Origin of the sequence: Paraliobacillus quinghaiensis, assembly GCF_003426025.1 — a bacterium.
Classification (GTDB): domain Bacteria; phylum Bacillota; class Bacilli; order Bacillales; family Amphibacillaceae; genus Paraliobacillus_A; species Paraliobacillus_A quinghaiensis.
Map to the genome: position 1 here is coordinate 16,727 of NZ_QJSH01000023.1, position 22,915 is coordinate 39,641.

The following is a 22,915-nucleotide window of genomic DNA, read 5'->3' on the forward strand; positions in this document are numbered from 1 at the left end:
CTTTTGTGTAAAATTCTTAATTTAATCTAAATTTTCATCATTTGCAGCGGAGTGTGCTAATCTACTAGAAGCAGCAGCTGCAATTGCACCAACAATATCATCTAAGAATGTATGGCATTGTCCTGTTGATTTATCGTTTAACTTTTCTAGGATACCTGGTTTTTGTTTATCGATATATCCATAGTTCGTAAAGCCGATAGAACCATAAACGTTCACAATGGACAAAGCAATAACTTCATCAATACCGTATAAGCTTTCATCAACTTCAATTGTTTCTTGAAGCGGAGAAACCAATTGTTTTTGCTCTGCAAGAACATCAAGTTGAATTCCAGTCAATATAGCATTTTGTACTTCGCGCTTTCCTAACACTTTGTTAACATTGTGTATACAATCTTCCATTAACAATTCCTCATGGTATTTACTTTGTAAGTAATAAACAAGATCTGCTATGTCATCAACGGTTACACCACGTTCTATTAACCATTCTCGTGCCTTTTTTTCCAAGTCAGTTTTGTATTTTCCTTCACTCATATGATCCCATCCAATCTTTATAGTCTCTTCTAATACTATACCCATCGTTTAAACCATTAAACCATCTAACTCTTTTTGTTCAATCCGCCTTTTTGTTTACATAGAATAAAATAAGGAGTAAAAGAAAGGGAGGTAATTGCTATTTCTATTATACAACATTACATTGCAAATTTTAATGGTAAACCTGTGGAGGTTGACAATTATCAAGGATACCAAATAGGTGATCAGTACTATTTTATTGCGCCAACGGAGCAAGTGGAGGTAATTCATTTAGAACATAATTGGTGTGCAGACTTTTTAATTGAAAATGGATATCGACAAGTAGCAAAAGTTATTCAAAATCAACAAGAACAATGGATAACTACTGAAAATGACAAACACTATATCGTTTTACAAGCCAACCAAAGTTCACAAATGAAGTTGTCTCATGGTGAACAACTAGCGCATTTCCATCAAACGGGTGCATTATATCCATACACGCCGAACTATATTTCAACCTATGGTCTGTGGCAATCACTTTGGGAAGAGAAATTAGCGGGATTTGAGGCATATTACCAGACACAGTTAGAAGTTCGACCTGCTTCACGTTATCTTCGTTTGTTTATCGATACCTTTCCATATCTTATTGGCTTAACTGAAAATGCAATCCAGTACGTTCAAGAAGCAAACCTGGAAAGACGTTTTGATCGCCCTGATCAAGCTTGTATTACATTCCAACGATACCGGAACCAATTAGAACACTACTTTATTTTTTCTGATCAGTTTTTTTATGATCATCCTTCTCGAGATTTAGCAGAATATATTCGCCCTTTTTTACTAGACAATAATGAGAAAAAGAATCAGTATATTCGATCGTTTTTAGATGATTATGAGAAAGTCCGACCTTTATCGGTATTTAGTTGGCGAATCTTATTTGCACGGTTATTATGTCCAATTCATCTATTTGATTTTATTGATAAAGCCAAACACCAAGTTGACAGTGAGGAGACATATTTTCGCTATAAAGACTTATTAGAAAAGCAAGTAAACTATGAAAAAGGACTGAAAAGTTTTTATCATATGGTTGGAATTGACCCAAATCAAAACGAAATACCGTTTTTAGACTGGTAATTCTATTTTTTCAGAAATTTTAGGCAATTGTTTCTTGAATATGTATGTGTCGAACGGTATAATGTCCATTATAGATAAACAAATGTACTTTTAAAAAATACAAGGGGAGGCGTATAATTTGCAAAAAATACATGTTGGTTTATGTGGACTAGGTACTGTTGGAACAGGGGTTGTAAATGTATTAGAGAACCATCAGGAACAGATCAAACACAAATTAGGGTGTGAAATTGAAATTGAGAAAATTTTAGTAAATGACCTAGATAAACCTAGAGATGTTGTAATTGATCGGGCATGGCTGACAACAAATCCTGATGAACTTGTTGATAATAAAGATATAGACGTTATTATCGAAGTAATGGGTGGTATTGAGGATACCAATAAATTATTAGAACGTGCGTTGAACAACAAAAAGCACATTGTAACAGCTAACAAGGATTTAATGGCCGTACATGGACAAAAGCTATTACGGTTAGCTAAAGCGAATAAGTGTGACATCCTCTATGATGCTAGTGTTGCAGGTGGTATTCCTATTATACGTTCTTTATCTGATGGTCTTGCTTCTGACCACATTGAAAAAATCATGGGTATTGTTAATGGTACAACAAACTATATCATGACAAAGATGACTGATGAAGGTCTCCCTTTTGATCAAGTTTTGCAAGAAGCACAAGCACTAGGATTTGCTGAAGCAGACCCTACTTCAGATGTGGAAGGCCTTGATGCTGCAAGAAAAATGACCCTATTAGCTAATTTAGCATTTAAAATGGAGCTTCATTTAGAAGATGTTGATGTTACTGGTATCAGAGATATTACGCAAGAAGATATAAATTTTGCGGAAAGTTTAGGATATACGATTAAATTAATTGGTATTGCTTCCATTCACGAAGGAAAGGCAGAGGTTAGTGTAGAGCCAACATTGTTACCTAAAGATCATCCATTAGCTCTAGTGAAAAATGAATTTAATGCGGTATATGTACATGGGGAATCTGTTGGGGAAACAATGTTTTATGGACCAGGTGCAGGAAGTCTACCTACTGCTACAGCTATTGTTTCAGATTTAATGGAAGTAGTTAAAAACATTCGTCTTGGTAGTAGTGGTAATACCTATGTTGATCCACAGTTTGAACGTTTATTAAAAGATGATAATGAAAAATTCACAAGAAACTTTATAAGACTAGAAGTAAACGACAAAGCTGGTACTTTTCAAGAGATAACAAATGTATTTTCAAATCATGCAGTTAGTTTTGCGAAGATCTTACAGTTACCTGGGGAAGAAGAGGGAACAGCTGAAATTGTAATGGTTACACATAAGATAAGTAGAGGACAATTATTAAAAAGTTTAGCTCAATTAGAAGAATTAGATGTAGTTAGACGATTAATAAGTCATTATCGAGTAGATGGGGAGGAATAAAAATGGCTTGGGAAGGGTTATTAAAACACTATAAAGAATATTTACCTGTAGGAGAAAAAACACCACCAGTCAGTTTGCATGAAGGAAACACGCCTTTAATCAAACTAGAAAACTTATCTAAAAAATATGATATTGAAGCATATGCAAAAGTTGAGGGCATTAACCCAACCGGTTCATTTAAAGATCGTGGTATGGTAATGGCAATGGCAAAAGCAATTGAAGAGGGCGCACAAGCGGTGATTTGTGCGTCAACTGGTAATACGTCGGCATCTGCTGCTGCATACGCTGCAAGAGCAGGTTTACGTTGCATCATTGTTATTCCTGAGGGGAAAATTGCCCAAGGGAAATTAGCACAAGCAGTGATGTATGGTGCAGAAATTTATTCGATTGAAGGTAACTTTGATGATGCATTACGGATAGTTCGCAAATTAGGCGAACAAGATGGTATTACTTTAGTTAACTCTGTTAATCCATATCGTATTGAAGGACAGAAAACTGGTGCATTTGAGGTATGTGATGTATTAGGACATGCTCCTGATTATCTTTTTATACCAGTTGGGAATGCTGGTAATATTACGGCGTATTGGAAAGGTTTTAAAGAATATAACGAAGAAAAACAAACTGGCTTACCAAAAATGATGGGCTATCAAGCAAGTGGAGCTGCTCCAATTGTGCATGATCGTGTTTTTGAAAATCCTGAAACAGTTGGTACAGCAATACGAATTGGAAACCCTGCAAGCTGGGATAAAGCTATAAAGGCTAGAGAAGAGTCGGGTGGTACAATTGATGAAATTACTGATAAACAAATGATTGCTGCATATCAATGGATGGCTGGAAACGAAGGAATTTTCGCAGAGCCAGCTTCAAACGCCTCTGTTGCTGGATTATTTAAAGCGTTAGAAGAAGGTAAGGTGGCGAAGGGTTCAAAAGTTGTTTGTGTCTTAACAGGGAATGGATTAAAAGACCCTAATACAGCAATTGATTATAATGAAATAAAGCCTCGTGTTCTACCAAACGAAGAGGAAACAGTAATGAATGTTATTTTAGGTAGTGGACAGGAATGAGTTGGCTTATTAAAGTTCCGGCAACGACAGCTAATTTAGGTGCTGGTTTTGATTCGGTTGGTGTAGCTTTAAATTTATACCTCTCATTAAAAGTTGACCTATCAGAAAAGTGGCGTTTTGTTCCATTATCTGAAGGGATGGACGAGTTGCCGCGTGATGAGGGAAACTTAATATACCAAATTGCGTTACAAACGGCGAAACAATTTGGTTATCTTGATCTTCCAGCATGTAATGTGGAAATGACGAGTAACATTCCATTGACGCGTGGGTTGGGAAGCAGTGCAACAGCAATAATTGCTGGAATCGAGTTAGCTGTCTGCTTGCTCGATCTTAATCTATCAAAAGAGGAAAAATTGGAGATAGCTACGGCAATTGAGGGGCATCCAGATAATGTAGCACCGTCTTTATTAGGAGGCTGTGTAATTGGACATTACGATCAAGAGGTTGATTGGATTCATGTCCCGATCCATGATTTGGTTTTTTTAGCGATTATTCCTGACTTCGAATTAAAGACGAAAGAAGCTAGGGCTGTTTTACCTAAGTCATTCTCCTATAAAGAGAGTGTTCAGGCGAGTAGTGTAGCAAATGTTAGTGTTGCAGCTATTTGTCGGGGGGATTGGATTACTTTAGGTAATATGATGAGAAAAGATCATTTTCACCAACCCTATCGAAAAAAACTTGTACCACATTATGATAAAATAGTTGAACTCTTAGATGAAGAAGTTTATGGAACATTTTTGAGCGGGGCTGGGCCAACGTTAATTGCTTTAACATCAAAAGAAGTGATTGAACGTAAATTAGCAGACTGGCAAACTATTTTCCCAAAGCTAAACTGGTTACCATTAGAAGTAGAGAATCGAGGAGTAATTACAACCAAGTTATAATAAAAACCTTTCAGCATGATAAATGTTGAAAGGTTTTTTGTTATTTTTTAATATACGGAGTTGAGATAAAATCCGCAATAACTAGTAACAAATTACCAACCCAATAGGCTCCGTTGTAAAAAGAATTTTCGGACCCGCTCCTCAAGCGAAATCGGCTCCCTTTCCGCAGGCACGGCTTCAGCTAACTCGAAGGCAAAAACCGCCTTCGAGTGGATCTTCAGCTCGCGCTGTTCCTGCAGGAGTGTCACCGATTTCGCTTGATACGCTAGTATTGTTCAAAAATTAAGAAGATTTAAAAATGCTTTATTTAATTAAAACGAAAAATAGTAGTAATAGAGAAGTACAAGGTATATGATTAAAGATACGCTATCTAGCGAAGGAATCAAAGGCTTTTCACTCCTACGGGAACAGCGAATGTTTCCGATGGGGCGAGTAATCGCAGTCCCACGAGCCGAAAATCCATTTTTAGAAGTGCACTTTCTTCTAAAAATTAGTTGAGGCCGTGCCCGTGGAAAGGGAAAGCCTTGGATTCCGTAGCGGGATAACGAGTAGTTACGACGGAGTTTATATAAACTTAGTCGTAAACGCTATCCTTTAGAAAACGGCAAAAAATAAAGACCCTTTCGGAATGAAAGGATCTTTTAATCTATGTTTTTATTAAAATACTTGTTCAATTTCCGATACGCCAGGAACTTCTGCCATTAAAGCGCGTTCGATTCCAGCTTTTAATGTGATAGTTGAACTTGGGCAGTTTCCACAAGCTCCCATTAAGCGAAGACGTACGATACCCTCATCAACATCTACTAATTCAACATCCCCACCATCACGTAGTAAAAATGGACGTAATTTATTTAACACTTCTTGAACTTGTTCATGCATCATCCATCTTCTCCTTTCTAACTTCATTACCAGTATAACATGTTTTTATTAAAAATCTATTCTGTAAAACAGACTATTATAGTTAAATATATTTTATCTTTTTCATCAAGTTTTGTAAAATAGAATTAATCAAATATCAATTAAATTGTGAACTTTTTTGGAAGTGGGGGAATGATAATGGTTAATCTTACTGTTTATGGTGCAGGTGAAATTTGCCCAAGTTGCGTGAATGCACCAAGTTCTAAAGAAACATATGAATGGTTACAAGCAGCTGTATCAAGAAAGTTTCCAAATTATAATCAAATCCAATTTATGTACGTAGATATTTTTCAACAGGCAAATAATAAGCAAAATCAACAGTGGATAAACAAGATAAAGGAAGAAGAATTATTCTATCCAGTTATAGTCGTTGATAACGAGTTTATCAGTGAAGGAAATCCAAGAATTAAAACAATTTACCAGGTACTCGAACAAAAAATTGATGCAGATGCATAGCGAAATAGCACTACTATTTGTATAATAAAGAAAAGAATAGGTAGGGAAATATTAGTCCAACAGTGGAGGTAACAATGAAAATACCATTTACAAAAATGCATGGATTAGGGAATAGTTATATTTATATTAATATGTTTGAAGAGCACATTGAGGAAGAAAAGTTATCAAAATTAGCTATAGATGTAGCAAATAAAGACACCGGAATTGGTTCGGATGGTTTGATTTTGATAGAACCAAGTAAAGAAGCAGCTGTGGGTATGCGAATTTTTAATAAAGATGGTTCAGAAGGGAAGACATGTGGCAACGGACTTCGTTGCGTTGCGAAATTTGCCTATGAGAACAACTTAGTTAAGGAAAAGACATTTCTCATTGAAACAAAAGCTGGAAACGTTACAGCAGAAGTGCATGGCACGCACCAATTGATTGATGAAGTCACTGTGGATATGGGAGAACCTTCTTTAAACCGTAAGGCGATCCCAATGATTGGAGAAGATACTTCACAGATTATCTCAGAAAATTTTGAAGTAAGTCATCACCCGTTAGAATTAACAGCTGTTTCAATGGGAAATCCTCATGCAGTCTTTTTTGTAGAAAATATTGAAGAAGCTCCATTGCATGACCTTGGTCCAATTATTACACATGATCACCGTTTCCCTGAAGGTGTAAATGTTGAGTTTGTTGAAGTCGTTAATGAAACTGAATTACACTTTCGTGTGTGGGAACGTGGATCAGGGATTACCCAAGCTTGTGGTACTGGAGCATGTGCGGCAGTTGTTGCGGCAGTTTTAAATCGATATGCTGCGAAAGATCAAGTTGTTACAGTGCATCTAAGTGGTGGAGATTTAGCTATTCGTTGGGCAACTGACAATCATGTCTGGATGAAGGGAAAAGCCCAAACAACGATTGAAGGTACTTTCCTTTGGAGTTAAATGTATAATCTCTAAATTTGTATCAGTCATTATTTCTTAGTATACTTGGAGATAGTAAGTGGTAAGGAGGAATTAATATGGTCTTAAATATAACTGACAATGCTCGTTCTCAAATAGAAGAAATGATGAAAGATGAAGACAGAGATACAGTTCGCCTTCGTTTCGGTGTTAAAGGTGGAGGATGTAGTGGTTTATCTTATTCTCTAGGATTTGATTACGATGTTAATGAAGATCTAGACACATTAGAAGAAGTAAATGGGATTCCATTAACAATTTTCAGTCAAGATATTCCTGTTATTGAAGGCACAACCATCGATTTTAAACAAAACATGATGGGCGGCGGATTTACCATCGATAATCCGAATGCAATCGTATCTTGCGGATGCGGGTCATCGTTCAAAGCAAAGGAACGTGAAGGTACGCCTGAGAACTGTTAATAAAAAAATCCTTCTTTTTGCCATAGTTTACATGGTGAAAAGAAGGATTTTTTATATTGACGGAAAGAAGTCAAATCTCACTGATATAATTTTTTATTTTACTCAAACAAACTGGTTGAATGCTTGGGTTGTACACGTGCATCTGGTTCGAGATAAGCTTTTGCATTGTTGATCGCTGTTGGTCCTTCACCAAACCCAGTGGCAATTAGGTTTACTTTTCCTGGGTAGGTACAAATATCTCCTGCTGCGTAAATCCCTTCAACAGTTGTTTCCATTTTTGAATTCACAACTATACTATTTTTATCAATTTCCATTCCCCATTTTTTTATTGGCCCTAATGAAGAAATAAAACCATAATTAACAATAACATCATCAACATCAATAGTAACAACCTGGCTACCTTTTACTTCACTAACTTGCACTTGCTCAATTGTGTCTGTACCAATAAGAGTTTCGGGTATAAATGGTGTTAAAATTCGAACGTTTGACTTTTGAAGCTTTTCAACACTATGTTCATGCGCTCGAAATTTATCACGGCGATGGACTAGTGTTACTTCTGCTGCAATTGGCTCAAGCATTAGAGCCCAATCGACAGCTGAATCCCCGCCACCAAATAAGACAACACGTTTTCCTTTAAATTTCATCATATTATCTACAAAGTAATGTAGATTTCGACTCTCATATGCCTCTGCTTCTTTTAATGCCAATCTGCGTGGTTGAAATGCACCATTTCCCGCGGTGATTATTATGGTTTTTGTATAGTGCACATCATTGTTTGTGGTTAATTTAAAAGTCCCATCTTCCAACTTTTCAACATTTTCAACTTCTTGATTTAAACTGATAGAAGGATCAAACATATCGAGTTGTTCTTTTAAATTATTAACTAGTTCCTGCGCTCCAACTTTAGGAAAACCTGCAATATCATAAATATCTTTCTCAGGATACAGTGCACTTAGTTGCCCACCAATATGTGGTAAACTTTCTATTATTTTAACACTGGCTTGTCGGAGTCCGCCGTAAAAGGCAGTAAATAGTCCAACAGGACCAGCGCCAATGATTGTAATATCATAAACTTTTTGATCAGACATACCTGATTCCTCCTAAATTGACAATAACATTAAGTAGACAACCAACATTCTAACATATTTTGATGTTGAAGTAGTAATAATGCTCTCAAGACATAGATTATGGTTGAAAAATTATTTTAAAAAGTCTAAGATTGGTTTATATTAAATATTACAATTTTGTGAATTTATTAATAGTATAAATGTGATCTATATCACGTATGTATTGAGATGGATGTGATCAATTGGTAAAGAAAAAAATTTTAATAATAGGTGCAGGTTATGCTGGTATTGCAACAGCTGTGAAGCTGCAAAAAAAAATAACCAAAAACGATAATGTGGAAATTTTTTTGGTGAATAAGCATGACTATCATTATCAAACAACGTGGTTACATGAAAATGCAGTTGGTGTAAGAACTGATGAACAGACAATGATCCCAATTAAAGATTTAATAGACCAGAGCAAAGTAACATTTATAAAAGATACGGTGACTGCTCTAGAAGTTAAGCAAAAAAAAGTTCAATTAGCTAAAAGCACACTTGATTATGATTATCTTGTTGTAGCATTAGGTTTTGAAGTTGATACATCTCAAATCCTAGGTTTAGACGATTATGCATATCCTTTAGGAACACTAGAACAAGCGAGGACATTAAGAGAACAGCTTGAAATGCAACTTGCTGGATTTAATAAGTCGCGCACCAACACACCTCTAACACTTGTGATTGGTGGGGGAGGATTTACTGGTGTAGTATATTTAGGTGAATTAGTAAATCGACTTCCAGATCTATGTGAAAAATATAATGTCGATCGAGCAGACGTTAAAGTAATTGCAGTTGAGAAGGAACCATCTGTTATGCCAGACTTTGATCCCGAACTTGGTGAGTATGCAATGCGGTACTTAGAAGAAAGAGGAGTTGAGTTTAGACTTGGCACAGCAGTGAAAAAAGTTGAATCAGACTGTGTTACTGTTGAGAAAGCGGGAAGAGTTGAGACCATTAAATCTTCTTTATTGTTTTGGTCAGCTGGTGTAAGAGCTAATCGGTTAATTGAAAAATCAGACATACCTGATAAGAATGGAAGTGTCGAAGTGCAAGATGATTTAAGGGCACCAGGATATGATGACGTTTTTGTAATTGGTGATTGTGCAGCAGTATATCCGAAGAATAGTAAAGCTCCCTACCGAGCAACCGCACAAATTGCAATGCAACAAGCAGAAGTATGTGCTAGTAACCTCGTGAAAATAGTAAATAACAACCAAAATTTAAATGTTTTTCAATTTAATGACCCAGGAACAATAGCTTCATTAGGAAGAAAAGATGCTATTGGTATTATATCCAATAATAAGAAAGTTTTCGGTAGAACAGCATCAATTTTAAAGAAGATAATTGATAATCGTTTCCTGTATCAAATTGGTGGATTATCACTTTTACTTAAAAAAAGAAAGCTGTGATATCGACTTATAAGTAAATTAATGTATAAAACTTAACTTTTTTGGAAAAGCTGACACCCAGAGAGAGGGTGCAATAAAAAATGGTTAAGTTTAAGAAAATTGGCAGACGTTTCATCATGACGCTTTTATTTCTTGCGGCATGTTATGCGACAATTTTAGCGATAACAAATGTTTCTGCACAAGAAGTTTTTGAGGCAGTTGATCAAGAACCATTGGAATTTACGATATTTGAACAACCTACTAAACATGTAAATATAACTGAAAAAACAGTAAATCATAAGCAAGCAAAAGAAACATATATCTCTAGTGAGCAAATCGAAACACCGAAAACATTAGAAGATACTATTGATCTTAAAGCCTATCCAAGTGCCACGGTTACAGCTACAGGTTATACAGCTGGAGTGGAATCTACAGGTAAAACAGAAGATCATCCTCAGTATGGGATAACTTATTCAGGAGTAAATGTAACAAGAGATTTGTATTCAACAATTGCAGCTGACTTATCTGTTTATCCACTTGGAACAGTACTTTATATCCCGGATTATGGATATGGAGTAGTAGCTGATAAGGGTAGCGCAATTAAAGGGAATAAAATTGATTTATATTATCCCACTGTTGAGGATGTCTATCAAAAGTGGGGGAAAAAAGATGTGGAAGTTTACCTAATCAAAATGGGGGATGGTACACTATCTAAGGAAACTTTAGAAAGATTAAATGAAACTGAAGCTTTACAAGTATTTCGTGAGCAAATTAAAGAAAGTTAAAAAAGCGAGAACCCTTTTCTATTGGGTTCTCGCTTTTTATCCCGGTGTAATGTCCATAAAACTCCCACTTCAAAACATCGAGAAAAATCAAAGTTGTTTAAGTGGGAGTAAACGGACGCTAACACCCCGAATGGTTCAGAGGCCTTTAGGTCATCCTTTAGGGCTAACAATCAGTGGGGGAAGGACCCTCCACTGATTGAAGGTTCACTTTATAATAGAAGTTAAAATAATGGATAAATTGAAAAAGCTAAAATAATTCCTGTTAATCCACCGAAAAAAACCTCGATTGGCTGGTGCCCCAGTAATTCCTTCAATTCTTCTTTTTTCTGATACTCTTCTTTTTTAGACCACACTTTTGCTTCCTCAATAAAATAATTAAAGTCTTTCACAAGCATATTTAATATAATCGCCTGTTCCCCTGCTTGTCTTCTTATACCTGTTGCATCAAACATAATGATTATGCTAAAAATACAAGAAACAGCAAACAGACCTGAAGAAACCCCATGCTCCATCCCAATTCCTGTGGTAACGGCAGCTACAGCAGCAGAGTGACTACTTGGCATACCTCCAGTACTAAAAGCTAGTCCAGGTTCGAATTCTTTTGTAGCAATAAAATGAATTGGAATTTTCACTACTTGTGCAAATATTATTGCAATTAATGCTGCCCATAATGGGAAGTTTTCAAACAAAACCAACCGAAATTCATCCTTTCATAATCATGCCTTAATGTCTGTATTTGTCATTATATCCAATCAACAAATTCTTATATCATAATTATAGCATAGCATGAAATAGAAAGTAATTAATTCGATTGTTCAGGAAATGTTGATTAAGAGCATGCCTTCGCATTGATGCCTTGATATCCGATCAGTTATTCTAAAAATACTAGCGTATCAGCGAAATCCGCACACAGTTTATTTAATTTTTGTAATAACTACAATTTCAGTTGAGCAATTAAAATAAAGGCCCTAACTCTTTGTATGAACAAGTTAGGGCTAAAATAGTTATTGTTATCTAATTGCTGCGTCTAATGCTACTTCAATCATTTCGTTGAATGTAGTCTGGCGTTCTTCAGATGTTGTTTCTTCGCCTGTTATGATATGATCTGACACAGTTAAAACAGACAATGCTTGACGATCAAATTTAGCTGCTAATGTGTACAATGCTGTTGTTTCCATTTCAATTGCAAGTACATTATATTTCGCTAGAAGATCTAACAGTTCTGCAGCATTATCACGATAGAAACTATCGCTAGTAAATACATTTCCTACGCGTAAATGTAACCCTTTTTCAACTCCGATATCATATGCGTTTTTTAATAAATCGAAATTGGCAGTTGGGGCAAAATCAATACCATCGAAAACCATACGATTCATTTGAGAGTCTGTTGAGGAAGTAGATGCTAAGATAACATCTCTTACTTGCACATCTTTTTGAATGGCTCCACATGTACCTACACGAATTAATTTTTGTACGTCATAGCTTTGGATTAACTCGTTAGCATAAATAGAAATGGAAGGTACTCCCATCCCTGTTCCTTGTACAGAAATTCTTTCACCTTTATAGGTACCAGTATACCCGTACATTCCTCTTACCTCATTATAACAAAAAGTATCCTCTAAGAATGTTTCTGCAATATATTTAGCGCGTAGTGGATCTCCAGGTAGGAGAATCTTATCAGCGATATCACCTTTTTTTGCTCCAATATGTACACTCATTATATTACCTCCTATTATTAATTCAAGATATTCATAATTTATCATAACCTTATTTGGAACACAAATACATACGGAGGGAAATGCTTTAAAATTATAAAACAGGTTCAGATACTAAGATGCAACTGAGGATAAGAAAATTTCTAATTAGGAAGTTTAAATTTATAATTGACTCATTTTTGTTTATTCTAAATGAAAATTCGTATATAATGTGTTTAGTGAGTCATTTCACAGTTTATAGTTCAATAACATCCTAGTTAAGTGTGAAATGTAACTATTATGTTGGATATAGGAGGAAAAACGAATGAAAGAACAAAAGTTTACAATTACAGATGATACAGGAATTCATGCAAGACCAGCAACTCTATTAGTTAATAAAGCAGGTCAATATCAATCTCATGTAGAAATGCAATACAATGGTAAAACAGTAAATTTAAAGTCCATTATGGGTGTTATGTCTCTTGGTGTACCTAAAGGTGCTGAAGTAATCATTACTGTTGACGGAACAGATGAAGATGTTGCTATTGAAGGTATTGCAGAAACAATTAGAGAGCAATTAGGCGAGTAGATGTAAAAAGCTAGGAAGATCCTAGCTTTTTTTGTTTGGTTAATAAGCTTTATGCTATACTTAATTACATAGATAACTTTGAAAGTATAAGAGGTGTAAGTTATGAATGTTTCTGTGTCACAGCTTCCGGGTATTGGTCAGAAGATTTCATTAAAAACAGCAGAGGACAGTATGCTGGTAGTAATTGTCCATCACACTGGAAAGCGCGAACTATATTTTTTCGATGATGTAGATGGAGATGAAGCTGACTTTGCGATGGACCTTACCCCGGATGAAACAAGAGAATTGGGTGCTCAGTTATTAGGTGCTACCTATCAGCCAGTCAATGCAAATCAATTAAAGATGTTCAAGAAACAAATTGTTATTGATTACATTACCTTAAGTCCTAAATCATCAGTTGCATATCAAACAATTGAGGAATCAGAAGTTCGAAATAAAACTGGTACGACAATAATTGGGATTGTGCAAGGGGATGAGATGATTGCCATTCCGGAAGCAGATAGAAAATTAGAGCCGGGAGACGTGTTAATGGCAATCGGAAAGAAAGATCAAATAGCAATGTTAGAAGCATTATGCAAGGGAGAGGAATGATTCGATTGTGCTAAGTGATTTTCCAACTTTGTTAGTCGCAGGACTTGTTTTGCTTGGCATATTTTACTTAGGTTTTTTGAGTCTTAAAATTAATTTTCCGAGTGTTATTCTTTATATATTATTTGGAGTACTTTTAGCAGATTATTTAAGTCACAATGAAATTTTACACTTTGTAAGTGAAATTGGAATTGTCCTTTTATTTTTTATACTTGGATTAGAATTCAGTATGAAAAGACTTGGAGCCATTGCAAAAAAAATCTGGTCCTCAGGTCTATTAGATGTAGCGTTAAGTCTAGGTGTATCGACACTTATTGCACTTGGTTTTGGTATGAGTTTATTTAATGCCTTCTTAGTCGGTGGTGTTGCTTATGCAACAAGTTCCTCAATAACAGCTAAGTTATTGGATGACAAAAGTAGAATGGCCAATAAAGAAACTGAATTTATGTTAGCTGTTTTAATCTTTGAAGATCTAGTCGCCCCGATCATCATAGCGGTCTTAATTGGGATGAGTGCAGGTGGTGGAGAATTCGCTGCAATTGATTTAATATTTATTTTAGCAAAAGTTATGTTATTAATTGGACTTGCGATTTTATTTGGTAAAACGATCTTTAAGCGTTTTGAAGTATTTATTGAAAAGATTGATGATGAAGATTTTAAATTTGCGCTATTAATTGGCATTGCTGTTTCATTTGGTGGTTTAGCATTACTACTAGACCTCTCAGAAGTATTGGGTGCTTTTCTTGCTGGAATGATGCTAGCTGAAATTGGTAAAATTGAGCGTGTTGAACATGCCGTAATACCGGTTCGTGACCTTCTATTACCGACTTTCTTTTTATCATTTGGAACCTCGATTGAATTAGGTGCAGGTTTTCCAATGCCACTTTTATTAGTCACACTATTAATATGGTCAATTCTGGCCAAAGTATTGGTTGGTATCATAGGGGGTAGATGGTACGGATTATCAAAAAGGGTTTCGCTACGTGCTGGTTTATCTCTATGTGCAAGAGGTGAGTTTTCAGTTGTTATTGCTACAGTTGCCACTGGAACAGCCCAAATACTTAGTGGGATTTATATTATAGCTGCAGCCTTCATTGGGATGCTATTGTTTGATATGGCACCAAAGATTACGAACAAAGTATACGGAAAACCGAAACGGAAGAAAAAGGATTTACGAGTTCCTACTTCTAAAGATGAAAAACAAATCTATTAACAGCAGATTTAACATGATTAGTAGGTAATATATTTGGACATACTAAAAGACAGTGAATTCATAAAAAGGAGCTGTCTTTTTAGTATGAAAAAAACTTTTCTAATACCAATCGTTTTATTAATTTTAACCGCTTGCCAACAAGAGGATTATTCTCCAATGACAGTGACGATGTACAATCAGGCTAACGATGCTATTGGAACAGCTAAATTATCTGAAAGTGCTGATGGGGTTTCAGTAGAATTATCTGCTGAAGGACTAGAGCCAGGTTTACATGGTATACATGTACATGAATATGCAAAATGTGATCCGCCTGATTTCCAATCTGCAGGAAATCATTATAATCCTGATGGAAAGGAACATGGATTAATGCATCCAGAAGGCTCTCACCTAGGTGACATGCCAAATATCGAAGTTGATGGTGATGGTACTGTTGAGGCAGAATTACTTGTGCCAGGCGCGACATTAACTGAAGGGAATTACTCCTTATTACAGGGAGAAGGAACTTCAATTGTGATTCATGAGAAGCAAGATGATGGTGTTAGTCAACCATCAGGTGATGCAGGCAAACGGATCGCGTGTGGTTTGATCACAGTTGAAGAAGCAAATGAAGAAACAGCACCTTCAGATCCAACAGCTAATAATAAAGAAGAGGAATAGTACAATTTTGTACGATTCCTCTTCTTTCTAGTTTCTATTGTCTAACGCTTTTAGAATTTTGTTAACTCCTTCTTGCACGTAGTTTGTCGGACTAGCGATATTCATTCGCATAAACCCTTCACCTTCAATACCGAATGAAGCCCCATCATTTAAACCTATTTTTGCTTTTTCTTGCATGAATTTTTTTAATTCAGCATGAGAAAGCCCCATATCTGTGCAGTCAAGCCAAATTAAATAGGTTCCTTCAGCTTTCATTGCAGTTATTTCAGGATGGTCTTGAAACGCCGATACAACAAGATCACGATTATGTTCTAATAATTGGAGTAATTCTCTTAACCACTCTTCACCGCTGGTATAAGCAGCTTCTAATGCAGTAATTCCCATCGTGTTGAGCATTGTCATGCCGTATTTCTTAAATTCATTTTTCATCGCATCTCGCACATCTTTGTTTGGAACTATCGCATAAGACACCTGCAATCCTGCGAGATTAAACGTTTTAGTTGGGGACATACATGTAATTGTTTGTTCACTAACCTTATCTGACAATGAAGCTATTGGAATATGTTTATGATTATTATATATGAGATCAGCATGAATTTCGTCCGATAAAATCATCACATCATATTGGAGACAAAGTGAAGTAATTTTTTGTAATTCTTCTTTTGTCCAGACTCTTCCTACTGGATTATGTGGATTACAGAGAATGAATGCTTTTACACCTTGTTGAAATTTTGACTCAAGATCTTCAAAATCAATTGTGTAATAACCGTTTTCATACCTTAATGGATTCGTTACTAAGTCACGGTCATGACTTTTTACAATATCATAAAACGGAGGGTAAACAGGTGTTTGAATCAGCACACTATCTCCTGGTTTAGTAACATTTAAAACGGCCATATGTAATGTTGAAATGACACCAGGACTATAAATTATCCAATCGCTTTTAATATCCCAGTCATGTTGTTTCTGGAGCCATTGTCTTACGATTTGATTTAATAATTTATCGGTATATGTGTAACCGAAAATTGCATGTTCGGCCCTGTCTACTAGTGCCTGCTTGATAGGATTAGCTATGGGGAGATCCATATCAGCAACCCACATAGGCTGAACATCGTCTGTGCCGTATAATGCTTTTACCATATCCCACTTTACGGAACGTGTATCTTTTCGTGCTGGTAATTCATCAAATAATGATGACATGGATAAAATCCTCCTTTTTAATAAAAGAATATTTCACAAATTATAACATGATTATCAGAAAACTGCGATGATTGCAACTTTTTGTTTGAGTCTAGACTCTTTTAAATGTTTTGTAGTTGTTTAGAAAATGATAAAAAAAAGCAAAGCGCTTTAAACGCTTTGCTCACACAGGGGGAATACGAGAAAGTCTTACTACATTATTATTATTACCTGAATCGATACTATTTAAACCACTTTGAATTAAATTATTTAATGAAAATAGGATTTTAAAAAATATATTGTGTTATTTTGAAGAATTATGTTAAAATTAATAATTGTGTATAAAGAAAATACGGTTTAAGCCATACTTTGAAATATTTCACGTAAGGTTAATTAAAAAAATAGGAGTTGTTAGCATGTCAGAAAAGTTTACAGAAGGTCAAGTATTAGAAGGAAAAGTTACTGGTGTACAGTCATACGGTGCTTTTGTTGCATTAGATGATCAAATACAAGGATTAGTTCATATTTCTGAGGTAACGCACGGTTTTGTTAAAGACATTAATGAATTTCTTTCAGTAGGCGATGAAGTGAAAGTAAAGATTTTGTCTATCGATGAAGAAAAAAATAAATATTCTCTATCTATTCGTGCTACAGAAGAAGCACCAAAACAACAAGCTAAAACAAAGCAACCTCAAGCAAAACAGCAACAACAACAGTCACAACAAGAGGAAGCTGGATTTAATACATTAAAAGATAAGTTAAGTGAATGGATCGAACAGTCTGAAGACCGTAAGTCTCTTCATAAAAAGTAATTGTGGTTACGAAAAAACCTTCTAGCAGTCGCTAGAAGGTTTTTGTTATTTTTCTGGTTGTGGTTCTCTTGAAGTTGCAACTTCTTCTGATGGTTTAAATAATAAAGATAAACTTACTAAACCGCTAATCCCAACTAAAGTATAAATAACACGAGCAAACGCACCGCTTTGTTCACCGCCACCAAAAAGTGTGGCTACTAAATCAAATTGAAACAAACCGATAAGTCCCCAGTTAATTGCCCCTACAATAATAAGAAATAACGTTATACGTTGCAATGTATTCATCATAACATCCTCCTTTTTAAATTCATTTATAGCTTAACTAATTTGAGTAAAACTATTCATAAATTTTATGATAATAGTAATAGAAATTGTTGAATAAAAGGTATTATTGTTGTGTTTGTTTATGTACATTTGTATTCTTACTTGATTTAAGTGGTACATTTCGGTACATTTAATATAATAATAAATCTTATAAAAAAATGGAGGATTTTGAATGACACATGTAAGTTTTGAATATGATAAAGCTTTATCTTTCTTTGGTAAACATGAATTAGATTATTTAAAAGAACCTGTAAAATTAGCACATGAAATGATACATAATAAAACAGGTGCAGGTAATGATTTTCTTGGATGGGTAGACCTTCCAGAAAATTACGATAAAGAGGAATTTGCTCGAATTAAAAAATCTGCTGAAAAAATTAAAGCAGATTCTGACATATTACTTGTTGTCGGAATTGGTGGTTCTTATTTAGGAGCTCGTGCTGCAATTGAAATGTTAAATCATTCTTTCTATAATGCATTACCTAAGGAACAGCGTGATACACCGCAAGTTATTTTTGTTGGAAACAGTATTAGTTCAACGTATATGCATGATTTATTTGACTTACTTAAAGATAAAGATGTCTCTATAAATGTTATCTCTAAGAGTGGTACTACAACAGAACCAGCATTAGCTTTTCGTATCTATCGTAAATTCCTTGAAGAAAAATACGGTGTTGAAGAAGCGAAAGGACGTATCTATGCTACAACTGATAAGGCAAAAGGTGCATTGAAAACATTAGCAACAGAAGAAGGGTATGAATCATTTATTATTCCAGATGATGTTGGTGGTCGTTATTCTGTACTAACTGCAGTGGGCCTATTACCAATTGCTGCAAGTGGTGTTGATATTGATGCAATGATGGAAGGTGCACAAAAAGCACAACAAGAGTTAAGTGATGCTGATATGGATAAGAACCCAGCATATCAATACGCAGCAGTTCGAAATGTACTTTATAATAAAGGGAAAACAATTGAAATGCTAATCAACTACGAGCCAGGATTACAATATTTCTCTGAATGGTGGAAACAATTGTTTGGGGAAAGTGAAGGGAAAGACTTTAAAGGGATTTATCCTTCATCTGCAAACTTCTCAACTGATTTACATTCATTGGGACAATATGTACAGGAAGGTCGTCGTGATATTTTTGAAACAGTTTTACACGTATTAGAACCAAAGTTCGATATTACGATTGAAGAAGATGCGCAAAATTTAGACGGTTTAAATTATCTTGCTGGTGAAACGGTTGATTTTGTTAATGAAAAAGCATACCAAGGTACAATGCTTGCACATACAGATGGTCAAGTGCCAAACTTAATTGTTCATTTACCGAAATTAGATGCTTATACATTTGGATATGTTGTTTATTTCTTTGAAAAAGCATGTGCAATTAGTGGGTATTTATTAGGTGTAAATCCATTTGATCAACCAGGTGTTGAAGCATACAAGAAGAATATGTTCGCATTACTTGGAAAACCTGGATTCGAAAAAGAAAAAGAAGAATTAGAGAAGAGATTATAATCAGCGCAAAAGGCTCTCACTTTGGTGAGGGCCTTTTACATTTTTTCTAAAAGGAGTAGTGTGTCTCCTTTTATTAAGGGTTGTTGAAAAGGTGGATTTAGTTGAACTTCTTGATTACGGATGATTCCAATTAGTAAACGTTCTGATGCAACATAGTAATCCGATACTTCTAAAAAATTTTTACCTTCCAGTTTTTGAGGTAATGACTGTTGCGTAAATTGTTGATTTTTTAATACCTCTAATAATAATTCAAATGGTTGGACAGGTGATGTCCGAAAGATTTCTTGATAAAATAACGTACTCATAAAATCATTAGAGCGTATAATGGTATTTGCACCAGCACGTTTTGCATTGGTAATTTGATTTTTTGTGAGGACTTCAGTGATAATATGGATGTCGGGATTATTTCCGCGTAACGCTACTGTTGTTAAAATACTTGCTTGATCTGCTTGGTGTTCTTTTTTTGCAGGGTCAGCCGTTACAATGGCATATTTTGCTTTGTTTATATTTGCTTTTTGTAAAACTTCATCTGCAGTTGGATCGCCGTGAACAAAGTGAAACGAATGGTCTCTGTATGGTAATTCATTTAAGGTTTGGTCTATTAAGACAAATTGCTCGCTTTTCTGGTTATGATGCATCAACTCTAATAGCTGCCTCGTTCTTTCGTTCCAACCAATAAAAATAATATGATTTGCGCCTTTAAATGTGATGTTTCCTTTAGATAAAGCTTCTTCATGCTTGAGGGTAGTAGCTGAAACAGCAGCCATATAAAAAGTTACAACGCCACCACCGGATAATATTAGTAGTATTGCAATAATTCTACCGGCATTACTTAATGGTACATAATCACCATAACCAACTGTTGATCCAGTGACAAAGGCCCACCAGATACCGTCAAATATCGTTGTGAAGTGTTGGGGTTCTGCTAAGTGAATTATGAGCCCAAAGCTAAACATTAGTACAGCTACTGTGGCTAGCAAACGAAGCAAAAGAGGCATACGAAAGTAACTTTGCCACAATTTGTAAATATGCATAATTTATCACTTCCTTTTTTACGAGCTATAAATTAGTATTTACCAAAATTTTTGATATGATGTTAGTAGATTATTTAGGAGGTCATACAAATGGAAAAAGAAAGACAAGATTTTTTAATGGAATTATTACAAACACCATCCCCATCTAGTATGGAAATGGAAATTCAAAAGAAATGGATCAACTACGTAAAGCCTTATGCGGAAGAGATAATGACAGACCATGCTGGTAATGTAATTGGTGTTTTGAACAAAGATGCTCCATTTAAAGTTTTATTAGCTGGTCATAGCGATGAAATTGCACTAGTAATCAACCGCATTGATGAGCAGGGTTTTTTATATTTTGACAAAATGGGCGGGATTAATCCTAAAGCAGCTATAGGTATGAAGGTTGATGTATTGGGATATGAGAAAAAAGTCACTGGTGTGATTGGTGTAAATGCACAACATCATGGAGGAATTAAAGGTGATTTTGAAGTGGAAGATCTTTTTATTGACTGTGGTGCAAAAACGAAAGAAGAAATCGCTGCATTCGTTCAAATTGGAGATTTAGCAGTGTATCAACGTGACCCAGAAGTTCTTATGGATCGTTACATAACCGGTCGAGGATTGGATAACCGAACAGGCGCCTTTATTGTTGCAGAAGTTTTGCGTAGACTTTCTGATAAGAAATTAAATGTAGGTGTATATGCTGCGAGCACAGTAAATGAAGAAACAAATATGGGTGGAGCTTATTTCGCTGCAGCAGGAGTTGCACCAACGATGGCAATTGCTTGTGATGTGACATTTGCTACTGATTATCCAAGTGTGAATAAAAATAAGCATGGAGATATTCGCTTGGACGGTGGACCTGTTTTAGCAAAAGGTGCACCAATAAATCGAAAAATGAATATACTATTGGAGAAAACGGCTAAAAGCTTGGATATGACAGTGCAATATGAGCTCACACCTCGCATGACTGGAACAGATGCTGATAAAATGCGTTTAACAGGTCGAGGGGTTCCGGTAAGTTTAGTGTCGTTACCACTGCGTTACATGCATTCACCTGTAGAAACTGCTAGCATAAAAGACATAGATGAAGAAATTGATTTATTAGTTGAAATGATTGCTAACATGACTGGGGAAGAGAATTTAAACCCCTTAGAAGATTAATTTTGTATATTTTGTGAAAGGATTGTATAACACTTCACAAGTTAGTTGTTTTATTGTATACTTTAGTTAATTAAATATCGATTCTATCTTCGGGGCAGGGTGTAATTCCCGACCGACGGTGATAAGTGTTAAATCACTTTTAGTCCGTGACCCGCTATTATAGCGGTTGACCTGGTGTAAATCCGGGACCGACAGTTAAAGTCTGGATGGGAGAAGATACGGAGCAAATTAGGTATATTTCTATACCTTTATTTCCTGATACGTGAGAAGCCCTAAAGCCCCCAATAGGTTTTAGGGCTTTTATAATGTATAAGGGTGCTCTCCCTTCATCAAGATTGGAATCGATAAAGATGAAGGAGGAATTGACATTGCAAAAAACTAAAAGGCAATCGTCGAATTTATTAAAATTAATTATTATAGCGTTACTAAGCACAATCTCATTAGTATTATTGTTTATTAATTTTCCATTACCATTTTTACCGACATATTTAAAAATTGATTTCAGTGAAGTTCCAGCTCTTATCGCGGCAATATTATTTACGCCAATGGCTGGTGTGGTTGTAGAAGCAATCAAGAATTTATTATATGTGATTTTCACGGGTGCAAGCGATCCGGTTGGAGTTGTTGCAAACTTTGCAGCTGGTACGTTATTTGTTGTTCCAGTAGCAATGTTCTACCATAAATTTAAAGGTAAAAAGAGTTTAATCTCTGGATTAGCGATAGGGACTATTGCAATGACATTAGGAATGGGTGTATTAAATTACTTCATTATCCTTCCTGCCTATGGAGCTTTTATCGGTTGGGATACAATGAGCATTGCTGTGAAATTAAACACTGTTCTGGTTGGTGTTATTCCATTTAATGTGGTAAAGGGTGTTATTTTAGCGGTGCTATTTATTCCATTATTTATTAAGCTAAAACCATGGATTGAACAGAAAAAAGCAACAATAGGTTAAGATATATGATGCAAAAAGCTGGATTTCCACGTACTTTGGAAATCCAGCTTTTTGCGAATATATCGGTCGTCAGCAGAATATATCGGTCGTCAGCAGAATATATCGGTCGTCAGCAGAATATATCGGTCGTCAGCAGAATATATCGGTCGTCAGCAGAATATATCGGTCGTCAGCAGAATATA

Annotated in this window: 25 protein-coding genes and 1 riboswitch; of the genes, 17 read left to right on the forward strand and 8 right to left on the reverse strand. The window is 35.5% G+C overall.

The annotated features are described in order from the left end of the window. Nucleotides 1-21: 21 nt before the first annotated feature. The gene (locus tag D2K40_RS12965) at nt 22-531 is read right to left on the reverse strand and encodes a phosphatidylglycerophosphatase A family protein (protein WP_117156685.1); all 510 of its coding nucleotides are present in this window, start codon (nt 529-531) and stop codon (nt 22-24) included. 186 nt (nt 532-717) lie between these two features. Here D2K40_RS12965 and D2K40_RS12970 point away from each other — a divergent pair, with 186 nt between their 5' ends. The 4 genes from D2K40_RS12970 to thrB all read left to right on the forward strand — a co-directional run bounded on the left by D2K40_RS12970 (nt 718) and on the right by thrB (nt 5,000). Beyond that, nucleotides 718-1,641 (forward strand): protein kinase family protein, encoded by a 924-nt coding sequence (locus tag D2K40_RS12970; RefSeq protein WP_117156634.1) that lies wholly within the window; start codon nt 718-720, stop codon nt 1,639-1,641. Between the two features lie 118 nt (nt 1,642-1,759). After that, nucleotides 1,760-3,052: a homoserine dehydrogenase gene (locus D2K40_RS12975; protein WP_117156636.1), complete on the forward strand. Its 1,293-nt coding sequence runs from the start codon at nt 1,760-1,762 to the stop codon at nt 3,050-3,052. A 2-nt stretch (nt 3,053-3,054) separates the two neighbouring features. Then, nucleotides 3,055-4,116, forward strand: coding sequence for a threonine synthase (thrC, locus tag D2K40_RS12980; protein ID WP_117156638.1), 1,062 nt, complete (start codon nt 3,055-3,057; stop codon nt 4,114-4,116). After that, the gene (gene thrB / locus D2K40_RS12985) at nt 4,113-5,000 is read left to right on the forward strand and encodes a homoserine kinase (RefSeq protein ID WP_117156641.1); all 888 of its coding nucleotides are present in this window, start codon (nt 4,113-4,115) and stop codon (nt 4,998-5,000) included. Before thrC ends, thrB begins: the two co-directional genes overlap by 4 nt. Nucleotides 5,001-5,657: 657 nt before the next feature. Here the strand turns inward: thrB and D2K40_RS12990 are convergent. Then, nucleotides 5,658-5,906 carry a NifU family protein gene (locus tag D2K40_RS12990; RefSeq protein ID WP_229666730.1) on the reverse strand — a complete coding sequence of 83 codons (249 nt, stop codon included), beginning with the start codon at nt 5,904-5,906 and terminating at the stop codon, nt 5,658-5,660. Nucleotides 5,907-6,056: 150 nt separating this feature from the next. Between D2K40_RS12990 and D2K40_RS12995 the strand changes: the two genes are divergently transcribed. The 3 genes from D2K40_RS12995 to D2K40_RS13005 all read left to right on the forward strand — a co-directional run bounded on the left by D2K40_RS12995 (nt 6,057) and on the right by D2K40_RS13005 (nt 7,740). After that, nucleotides 6,057-6,374, forward strand: coding sequence for a DUF1462 family protein (locus D2K40_RS12995; RefSeq protein ID WP_117156643.1), 318 nt, complete (start codon nt 6,057-6,059; stop codon nt 6,372-6,374). 74 nt (nt 6,375-6,448) lie between these two features. Next, nucleotides 6,449-7,303 (forward strand): diaminopimelate epimerase, encoded by an 855-nt coding sequence (gene dapF / locus D2K40_RS13000; RefSeq protein ID WP_117156645.1) that lies wholly within the window; start codon nt 6,449-6,451, stop codon nt 7,301-7,303. Between the two features lie 77 nt (nt 7,304-7,380). Beyond that, a complete protein-coding gene (locus tag D2K40_RS13005) occupies nt 7,381-7,740 on the forward strand; it encodes a HesB/IscA family protein (protein ID WP_117156647.1) in 360 nt (119 codons plus the stop codon). A gap of 98 nt (nt 7,741-7,838) precedes the next feature. Here the strand turns inward: D2K40_RS13005 and D2K40_RS13010 are convergent, their stop codons facing one another. Continuing rightward, nucleotides 7,839-8,828 carry an NAD(P)/FAD-dependent oxidoreductase gene (locus D2K40_RS13010; protein ID WP_117156649.1) on the reverse strand — a complete coding sequence of 330 codons (990 nt, stop codon included), beginning with the start codon at nt 8,826-8,828 and terminating at the stop codon, nt 7,839-7,841. 221 nt (nt 8,829-9,049) lie between these two features. Between D2K40_RS13010 and D2K40_RS13015 the strand changes: the two genes are divergently transcribed. After that, nucleotides 9,050-10,255 carry an NAD(P)/FAD-dependent oxidoreductase gene (locus D2K40_RS13015; protein WP_117156651.1) on the forward strand — a complete coding sequence of 402 codons (1,206 nt, stop codon included), beginning with the start codon at nt 9,050-9,052 and terminating at the stop codon, nt 10,253-10,255. 80 nt (nt 10,256-10,335) lie between these two features. Next, the gene (locus D2K40_RS13020) at nt 10,336-11,019 is read left to right on the forward strand and encodes a 3D domain-containing protein (protein WP_117156653.1); all 684 of its coding nucleotides are present in this window, start codon (nt 10,336-10,338) and stop codon (nt 11,017-11,019) included. Nucleotides 11,020-11,240: 221 nt separating this feature from the next. Here the strand turns inward: D2K40_RS13020 and D2K40_RS13025 are convergent, their stop codons facing one another. Both D2K40_RS13025 and deoD read right to left on the reverse strand, forming a co-directional pair. After that, nucleotides 11,241-11,714: a divergent PAP2 family protein gene (locus D2K40_RS13025; RefSeq protein ID WP_117156655.1), complete on the reverse strand. Its 474-nt coding sequence runs from the start codon at nt 11,712-11,714 to the stop codon at nt 11,241-11,243. 315 nt (nt 11,715-12,029) lie between these two features. Beyond that, nucleotides 12,030-12,737 (reverse strand): purine-nucleoside phosphorylase, encoded by a 708-nt coding sequence (deoD, locus tag D2K40_RS13030; RefSeq protein ID WP_117156657.1) that lies wholly within the window; start codon nt 12,735-12,737, stop codon nt 12,030-12,032. Between the two features lie 301 nt (nt 12,738-13,038). Between deoD and D2K40_RS13035 the strand changes: the two genes are divergently transcribed. From D2K40_RS13035 to D2K40_RS13050, 4 genes are all read left to right on the forward strand, one after another. Beyond that, nucleotides 13,039-13,302: a phosphocarrier protein HPr gene (locus D2K40_RS13035; RefSeq protein WP_117156659.1), complete on the forward strand. Its 264-nt coding sequence runs from the start codon at nt 13,039-13,041 to the stop codon at nt 13,300-13,302. A gap of 102 nt (nt 13,303-13,404) precedes the next feature. Further along, on the forward strand, nt 13,405-13,893 hold the full coding sequence (locus D2K40_RS13040; protein WP_117156661.1) for a cation:proton antiporter regulatory subunit: 489 nt from the start codon (nt 13,405-13,407) through the stop codon (nt 13,891-13,893). A gap of 7 nt (nt 13,894-13,900) precedes the next feature. Further along, nucleotides 13,901-15,103, forward strand: coding sequence for a cation:proton antiporter (locus D2K40_RS13045; protein ID WP_117156663.1), 1,203 nt, complete (start codon nt 13,901-13,903; stop codon nt 15,101-15,103). An 84-nt stretch (nt 15,104-15,187) separates the two neighbouring features. Next, nucleotides 15,188-15,760, forward strand: a complete 573-nt coding sequence (locus D2K40_RS13050) for a superoxide dismutase family protein (protein WP_117156665.1) — start codon at nt 15,188-15,190, stop codon at nt 15,758-15,760. 27 nt (nt 15,761-15,787) lie between these two features. On the opposite strand, the gene D2K40_RS13055 is transcribed toward D2K40_RS13050, so the two are convergent. Further along, entirely contained in the window at nt 15,788-16,960 is a 1,173-nt protein-coding gene (locus tag D2K40_RS13055; RefSeq protein WP_117156667.1) for a MalY/PatB family protein, read from the reverse strand. A gap of 395 nt (nt 16,961-17,355) precedes the next feature. Between D2K40_RS13055 and yugI the strand changes: the two genes are divergently transcribed. Further along, nucleotides 17,356-17,751: a S1 domain-containing post-transcriptional regulator GSP13 gene (gene yugI / locus D2K40_RS13060; RefSeq protein WP_117156669.1), complete on the forward strand. Its 396-nt coding sequence runs from the start codon at nt 17,356-17,358 to the stop codon at nt 17,749-17,751. 45 nt (nt 17,752-17,796) lie between these two features. Here the strand turns inward: yugI and D2K40_RS13065 are convergent, their stop codons facing one another. Next, nucleotides 17,797-18,036: a DUF378 domain-containing protein gene (locus D2K40_RS13065; protein WP_117156671.1), complete on the reverse strand. Its 240-nt coding sequence runs from the start codon at nt 18,034-18,036 to the stop codon at nt 17,797-17,799. A 211-nt stretch (nt 18,037-18,247) separates the two neighbouring features. Here D2K40_RS13065 and D2K40_RS13070 point away from each other — a divergent pair, with 211 nt between their 5' ends. Continuing rightward, on the forward strand, nt 18,248-19,594 hold the full coding sequence (locus D2K40_RS13070; protein ID WP_117156673.1) for a glucose-6-phosphate isomerase: 1,347 nt from the start codon (nt 18,248-18,250) through the stop codon (nt 19,592-19,594). A gap of 35 nt (nt 19,595-19,629) precedes the next feature. Here the strand turns inward: D2K40_RS13070 and D2K40_RS13075 are convergent, their stop codons facing one another. After that, on the reverse strand, nt 19,630-20,628 hold the full coding sequence (locus D2K40_RS13075) for a potassium channel family protein (protein ID WP_117156675.1): 999 nt from the start codon (nt 20,626-20,628) through the stop codon (nt 19,630-19,632). Nucleotides 20,629-20,718: 90 nt separating this feature from the next. On the opposite strand from D2K40_RS13075, the gene D2K40_RS13080 reads away from it, so the two are divergent. Beyond that, entirely contained in the window at nt 20,719-21,777 is a 1,059-nt protein-coding gene (locus tag D2K40_RS13080) for a M20/M25/M40 family metallo-hydrolase (RefSeq protein WP_117156677.1), read from the forward strand. Nucleotides 21,778-21,858: 81 nt separating this feature from the next. Beyond that, a riboswitch (FMN riboswitch) is annotated at nt 21,859-21,999 on the forward strand. A 146-nt stretch (nt 22,000-22,145) separates the two neighbouring features. Next, nucleotides 22,146-22,733 (forward strand): ECF transporter S component, encoded by a 588-nt coding sequence (locus D2K40_RS13085; RefSeq protein ID WP_117156679.1) that lies wholly within the window; start codon nt 22,146-22,148, stop codon nt 22,731-22,733. Nucleotides 22,734-22,915 lie beyond the last annotated feature (182 nt).

Bases quoted from the DNA above. Each gene is read 5' to 3' on its own strand.
- deoD (WP_117156657.1), bottom strand. From the start codon at position 12,737: ATGAGTGTACATATTGGAGCAAAAAAAGGTGATATCGCTGATAAGATT.
- D2K40_RS13020 (WP_117156653.1), top strand. From the start codon at position 10,336: ATGGTTAAGTTTAAGAAAATTGGCAGACGTTTCATCATGACGCTTTTA.
- yugI (WP_117156669.1), top strand. From the start codon at position 17,356: ATGTCAGAAAAGTTTACAGAAGGTCAAGTATTAGAAGGAAAAGTTACT.
- D2K40_RS12965 (WP_117156685.1), bottom strand. From the start codon at position 531: ATGAGTGAAGGAAAATACAAAACTGACTTGGAAAAAAAGGCACGAGAA.
- D2K40_RS13080 (WP_117156677.1), top strand. From the start codon at position 20,719: ATGGAAAAAGAAAGACAAGATTTTTTAATGGAATTATTACAAACACCA.
- thrC (WP_117156638.1), top strand. From the start codon at position 3,055: ATGGCTTGGGAAGGGTTATTAAAACACTATAAAGAATATTTACCTGTA.
- D2K40_RS13035 (WP_117156659.1), top strand. From the start codon at position 13,039: ATGAAAGAACAAAAGTTTACAATTACAGATGATACAGGAATTCATGCA.
- dapF (WP_117156645.1), top strand. From the start codon at position 6,449: ATGAAAATACCATTTACAAAAATGCATGGATTAGGGAATAGTTATATT.
- D2K40_RS13075 (WP_117156675.1), bottom strand. From the start codon at position 20,628: ATGCATATTTACAAATTGTGGCAAAGTTACTTTCGTATGCCTCTTTTG.
- D2K40_RS13055 (WP_117156667.1), bottom strand. From the start codon at position 16,960: ATGTCATCATTATTTGATGAATTACCAGCACGAAAAGATACACGTTCC.
- D2K40_RS13040 (WP_117156661.1), top strand. From the start codon at position 13,405: ATGAATGTTTCTGTGTCACAGCTTCCGGGTATTGGTCAGAAGATTTCA.
- D2K40_RS12990 (WP_229666730.1), bottom strand. From the start codon at position 5,906: ATGAAGTTAGAAAGGAGAAGATGGATGATGCATGAACAAGTTCAAGAA.
- D2K40_RS13065 (WP_117156671.1), bottom strand. From the start codon at position 18,036: ATGAATACATTGCAACGTATAACGTTATTTCTTATTATTGTAGGGGCA.
- D2K40_RS13010 (WP_117156649.1), bottom strand. From the start codon at position 8,828: ATGTCTGATCAAAAAGTTTATGATATTACAATCATTGGCGCTGGTCCT.
- D2K40_RS13050 (WP_117156665.1), top strand. From the start codon at position 15,188: ATGAAAAAAACTTTTCTAATACCAATCGTTTTATTAATTTTAACCGCT.
- D2K40_RS13005 (WP_117156647.1), top strand. From the start codon at position 7,381: ATGGTCTTAAATATAACTGACAATGCTCGTTCTCAAATAGAAGAAATG.
- D2K40_RS12995 (WP_117156643.1), top strand. From the start codon at position 6,057: ATGGTTAATCTTACTGTTTATGGTGCAGGTGAAATTTGCCCAAGTTGC.
- D2K40_RS13070 (WP_117156673.1), top strand. From the start codon at position 18,248: ATGACACATGTAAGTTTTGAATATGATAAAGCTTTATCTTTCTTTGGT.
- thrB (WP_117156641.1), top strand. From the start codon at position 4,113: ATGAGTTGGCTTATTAAAGTTCCGGCAACGACAGCTAATTTAGGTGCT.